The sequence below is a fragment of the Sedimentitalea sp. XS_ASV28 genome (assembly GCF_041224545.1).
GTDB lineage: Bacteria > Pseudomonadota > Alphaproteobacteria > Rhodobacterales > Rhodobacteraceae > Sedimentitalea.
This window is the reverse complement of record NZ_JBGFGP010000153.1, coordinates 1-4,956: the sequence shown is the minus strand read 5'-3', so window position 1 is coordinate 4,956 and position 4,956 is coordinate 1. Positions and strand designations below refer to the sequence as shown.

Genomic DNA, 4,956 nt, shown 5'->3' with positions numbered 1-4,956 from the left:
TTTGTTCTGTATTGGATGTTGTTGAGTATTGGTGCGATGTTGCGCCTGTCCGGAGTGAAGGCGTATCGGAATGATCCCAGACGTTAAGTTTTATCTTTCGCTGTTTCTGCGGCGGATTCATTATTTTCTGCTGGTGTTCCTGATCATCGCGACGACGGGTGTTTTTCTGGCTGTGACGCTGCCCAAGGTCTATGTTGCGCAGGCGCGGCTGCTGGTGGAATCGCCGCAGATTCCGGACGATCTTGCGGCGTCGACGGTGCGGGCGGAATCCTATGAATTGCTGCGCGTCATCCAGCAGCGCCTGCTGACCCGTGCGAACCTTCTGGAGATCGCGCGCACGTTCAATGTCTACGAGGATATCGGCAAGATGTCGGCGGACGAGATCGTCAACGACATGCGCAACCGCACGCGGATCGACATTCCGGACCGGATGGACCGGACCGGGCTGATCTTCATCTCGTTCGAGGCGCCGGCGGCGGTGACCGCCTCGCAGGTGGCCAACGAGCTGATGACGCAGGTCCTGCAGCAGAATGTCGAGCTGCGCACCGAGGTGACGCGGCAGACGCTGGATTTCTTCGAGAACGAGGTGGCGCGGCTGGATTCGGACCTGGCGGCGCAGGGGGCGCGCATCCTGGAGTTCAAGCTGGAGCACAAGGATGCGCTGCCCGAAAGTCTCGAATATCGTCGCAACCGGGTCTCGGCGCTGCAGGAGCGCATCCTGCAGATCAATCGCGAATTCGCCTCGCTGACCGAACGGCGGGCGCGCCTGTCCGAGCTGTTCGAGCAGACCGGCCGGGTCGACCTGAGCGAGGCGAGCCTGTCGCCCGAACAACGGCTGCTGCGCGAATTGCAGGGCGAACTGGCGGCGGCGCTGGTGATCTACGCGCCGGAGAACCCGCGGATCACGTCGCTGCGGTCGCGCATCGCCGCGCTGGAGGAACGCAACCGGACCGGGCCCGACAGCGGCAGCAGCGAGCTGGTGACGGCCTATGACCTGCAGATTTCCGATATCGACGGGCAGATCGCCTTCCTGTCCGAGCAGAAGGAGCAGGTCGAGGCCGAGATGAAGACCCTGATCGCCTCGATCGACGAGACGCCGAAGAATGCCATCACGCTGGGCACGCTGGAGCGGACCTACGAGAATATCCGGACGCAGTTCAACCAGGCCACCGAGGGTCTGAGCGAGGCGCGCACCGGCGACCGGATCGAGGCGCTGTCCAAGGGTCAGCGGATCGTGGTGATCGAACCGGCCAGCGTGCCGGAATCCCCGGCGGCGCCCAATCGCAAGCTGATCGCGGCGGCGGGGGTCGTGGGCGGCATGGGGGGCGGGCTGGGCCTGATCGTTCTGATGGAACTGCTGAACCGGTCGATCCGGCGCCCGGTCGAGCTGACCACGGCCCTGGGCAGCAAGCCCTTCATGACCCTGCCCTACATGACGACGCCGGGCCAGATCCTGAAGCGGCGCCTGACGATCGCGGTCATCCTGCTGATTGCCACGATCAGCGTGCCGCTGGTCATCTACCTGGTGCACAGCTATGTCATGCCGATCGACATCCTCATGGTGAAGCTGCGGAAAATGGCGGGGTTATAGCATATGGAACGTATCAGCGCCGCCATCGACAAGGCCCGCAAGGAGCGCCAGGCCGGCGGAAAGCCGGGGACCGGGCCGGCACGGGCCGCGGGGGGCCGGGGGGCCGGGTCCGGCGGGAACGAAGCCGCGCTGTCCGAGCTGTGGCAGGGGTTGGCGACCGTCGAGGTCAATCCCAGGATACTCACCCGCAACCGGATCCTGACCTACCAGCCCGGTCCCCAGGCGACGCCGTTCGACGTGATGCGCACCAAGCTGCTGCACGAGATGCGCAGCAATGACTGGCGCCGGATCGCCATCACCTCGCCCAGCAATGATTGTGGCAAGTCGACGATCTGCCTGAACCTCGCTTTCAGCCTGGCGCGGCAATCCGACCTTCGGGTGATGGTGATCGAACTCGACCTGCGGCGCCCGTCCCTGGCCCGGATGATGCGGCTGCAGACGGATACGAATTTTGCCGCGGCCCTGTCGGGCGCGGCCCCCGCGGCCGGGCATATCCGGCGTCACGGCCGCAACCTGGCGCTGGCCACCAGCCACGTGACCCCGAACTCGGCCGAGCTGTTGCAGGGGGTTGCCGCGGCGCATGTGATCGACCAGGTCGAGACGCTCTACCGGCCGGACGTGATGCTCTTTGACATGCCGCCGATGCTGGTTGCGGATGACACGATGGCCTTTATCGACCAGGTCGATGCGACCCTTCTGATCGCGGCGGCGGAATCCTCGACAATGGACGAGGTGACCCGGTGCAAACAGGATCTCGAGGCCCAGACGAACCTGGTCGGCGTCGTGCTGAACAAATGCCGCTATGCCGAGAATGCCGGGACCTATGATTACGGCAGCTGACCGCCGGCCGGCCCTCGGCGTGCTGATCCCGGCCAGCAACGAGGCGGACCTGATCGGCGGCTGCCTGGCTGCCCTTGCCGCGTCGCGATGGGACGATGACGCGCCGGTCCGGGTGATCGTCGTCGCCAATGGCTGCACCGACAGGACCGCCGACGCCGCGCGGGCGCTGAGTGCGGATTTCGCCGCGCGCGGCTGGGAGCTGCTGGTGATCGAACGCCGGCAGGGCGGCAAGCTGGCGGCGCTCAATGCCGGCGATGCCCGCCTTGACGCGCCGATCCGCGTCTATCTCGATGCCGACGTGGTCGTGGAGCCGGCCCTCCTCGCGCAGCTCCGCACGGTGCTGAGCTGCGATCAGCCGCGCTATGCAAGCGGCCGGGTGCGGATGACCGCGCAGAGCTGGATCAGCCGCGCCTATGCCCGCATCTACCGCCAGGTGCCCTTCATGACACAGGGCGTGCCGGGATGCGGCGTGTTCGCGGTGAACGCCGCCGGGCGCGCGAGATGGGGCGCGTTTCCCGAGGTCATCTCGGACGACACCTATGTCAGGCTGCAATTCACCCCCGACGAACGGATCGGCGTGCCCGCAGGCTATCAATGGCCGGTGGTCGAAGGGCTGCGCAACCTGATCAACGTGCGCCGCAGACAGGACACGGGCGTCCGCGAAATCGCCACCCGCTACCCCGACATCATGAAAAACGAAGGCAAGGCAAAGCTCACACTCCCCCAAAAACTCAAACTCGCCGCCAAAGCCCCCATCAGCTTCACAATCTACACAGCCATCATCACATCCGCCAGAATAACCATAAACAAAAACAATACATGGCACAGAGGACGGTGACACCGGCTGTCGGCAGTTGTGACAGCGTCCTTACTGCACCTGCTCCAACCCTTGTTGCGAAGCCCAGAGCATATTGATCGCGTCCTGGTTCAACCAGAGCGCCAGGGCGGCAATTCCCGCGGCAACGGCAAAGAACACCGCGTCATTGAGCGGGTCCCAGACCCCATGCTTGCGCGCCAACAGGATCAGGAAACCGTGTGACAGGACCGATCCCAGCCCCACCATGAGAATGGCGACCACCAGCCCGCCCATGTTCATTCCGATAAAAAGAAACAGCACGAGAAAGGTTGACCTGGCGAGCAGAACCCAGAAGAACCCGCGCGAGTCCCCGGCGGCCAGCGCCCCCTGATCGTAGGTCAGGCCGATGATCAGGGGAAATTGTGCAATCGCCACGAGCACCAGAACCGGACCGGACAGATAGAACCGAGGATCATAGAGAAACTCGGTGAGCTTTACGCCCGCAAGCGCCATGAAGGCGGCCATCGACAGGATCGTTATGGTCAGCAGCATCCGCACCATGCGGATCTTTTTGAAATTGCCGCGCGAAATCGAGGGATGTTTGTCGCGGTACAGCGGTATCATGATCTTGACGACAATGGCCGAGCCGAGAATGAACGGAAAACTCGCGAGAAAATGGCCGATATTGTAGATTCCCAACATCCCGATGCTCAGGAACTTTCCGAGAATCAGCCGATCACCCTGGGTGATGATGAACCCGCACATGGTGGACAGGAATATCCATTTTCCAAAATGTATCAGTTCGGTTCCCGCGCTCTTTTCCCAGCGTAGCCGATTGGGATGGCCGGGCAGAAACAGATGGCTGAACAGGGCCTTGCTGCCTGCGGCGACGAGCGATGCAACCAACAGCGCCCAGACCGATCGGAAAATCAGCGCGAAAATGATCATCGCCACCGCGCCCAACGCCTGCGAGGACAGATCGATCAGGGTGACACGTCCAAGCGTCATGTGCCGGTGGGCGGTTTCGATCCGTGTCGAATTGAAACCGGCAATGAACAGGGAAAACCCGGCCACCGGCATCAGTTGGGCAAGTTGCGGCTCGCCGTAAAAGCGCGCCACGGGAACGGCCAGCGCAAGTGTCGCAAGCCACAGGATGGACCCACGGATGACCTGGATGGTCCATGCGGTGTTGAGAAAGTCCGGTTCGTCTCCACGCCTGTTCTGCATGATCGAGGGACCCACGCCCACATCCGAGAACATCTGCAAACCCTGCAGAAAAAGCATCACCAGCGCCATCAGCCCGAAGGCTTCCGGAAACAATAGGCGCGTCAGGATCAGATTGGCCCCCAGACGAATGGCCTGGGCCGCCATGTAACCTCCCATCGTATAGGCCGAACTTCGGGTCGCGCGCGCGCCGGTGCCGTCGCCACGGACGAATTTGTCGTACTTCTGGCGCAGGGAGATCATGGGACTGGACAAGGAAGGAACCTCTTATCGGAACAACGATACCTGTCTTGGTCTATAGTCCGGATCGATGCAAGCGACCGGGCAACGATGTCGGGGATAAATTCCTCCGGCAGTCGCTGGAATATCCCTGTTATTTTTATTGGAGTTGTTGCGGAGATTGTTTGATGAAACTAGAGAAGGCAGTGGATTTGTGTCTGTTTTGGGTTTTTGGTGATGCTTTTGATATCGCACCGTGGGTATTGGGTGTCGGCGTGTGAGAAGA

At 62.3% G+C, this 4,956-nt stretch carries 4 protein-coding genes; 3 read left to right on the top strand and 1 reads right to left on the bottom strand.

What is annotated here, in order from left to right; translation table 11 throughout:
* Window positions 1–70 precede the first annotated feature (70 nt).
* From AB9K34_RS16725 to AB9K34_RS16715, 3 genes are read left to right on the top strand one after another with little or no spacing between them, the layout of a single operon-like run.
* A complete protein-coding gene (locus AB9K34_RS16725) occupies window positions 71–1,591 on the top strand; it encodes a GumC family protein (RefSeq protein ID WP_369955573.1) in 1,521 nt (506 codons plus the stop codon).
* Window positions 1,592–1,594: 3 nt separating this feature from the next.
* Window positions 1,595–2,431: a CpsD/CapB family tyrosine-protein kinase gene (locus tag AB9K34_RS16720; RefSeq protein ID WP_369955572.1), complete on the top strand. Its 837-nt coding sequence runs from the start codon at window positions 1,595–1,597 to the stop codon at window positions 2,429–2,431.
* A gap of 19 nt (window positions 2,432–2,450) precedes the next feature.
* On the top strand, window positions 2,451–3,269 hold the full coding sequence (locus AB9K34_RS16715) for a glycosyltransferase (protein ID WP_369955571.1): 819 nt from the start codon (window positions 2,451–2,453) through the stop codon (window positions 3,267–3,269).
* A gap of 30 nt (window positions 3,270–3,299) precedes the next feature.
* Here the strand turns inward: AB9K34_RS16715 and AB9K34_RS16710 are convergent, their stop codons facing one another.
* Window positions 3,300–4,706, bottom strand: a complete 1,407-nt coding sequence (locus AB9K34_RS16710; protein WP_369955570.1) for an oligosaccharide flippase family protein — start codon at window positions 4,704–4,706, stop codon at window positions 3,300–3,302.
* Between the last annotated feature and the right edge of the window lie 250 nt (window positions 4,707–4,956).